This is a genomic window from Pseudomonas sp. SB113, from assembly GCF_040754745.1.
Taxonomy (GTDB): Bacteria; Pseudomonadota; Gammaproteobacteria; order Pseudomonadales; family Pseudomonadaceae; genus Aquipseudomonas; species Aquipseudomonas grimontii.
On the sequence record NZ_JBFMHW010000251.1, the window covers coordinates 1 to 382 of the forward strand.

The window sequence follows — 382 nt, forward strand, 5'->3', positions numbered from 1 at the left end:
GATAATCCAGGGCCGAGGTCAGAATATTGCGTCGTCGTACGATCAGATAGGCAATAACCAGCGCAAGCAGCGAAGCGACGACTGCTGTCGAAATTGACAACAACATGCTGTTTATGAACGAACGGAACGCTAGGTCATCACGAAACAGAATGTTGTAGTAGTGCCGCGTCGTCAGGTTATCTACGGAGAACCCACGACCCAGACTGCGAAGGAATGACACCATTACCAGTCCGGCGACAGGTACGATTATGGTCACACACACATAGATTACTGCAAAGGCATTGAACGCCCAACGCCATGCTCCAATGTCGATTTTCTTAGGTTGGTACCCTTTGCCGCCGACAATGGCAAAGTTGTTTCCACGGATTGAACGACGGTAGAG

At 50.0% G+C, this 382-nt stretch carries 1 protein-coding gene; it reads right to left on the reverse strand.

The features are described from left to right. Positions 1-382: hypothetical protein (locus tag AB1462_RS32430; protein WP_367249226.1), on the reverse strand; the 382-nt coding region annotated here is incomplete at both ends.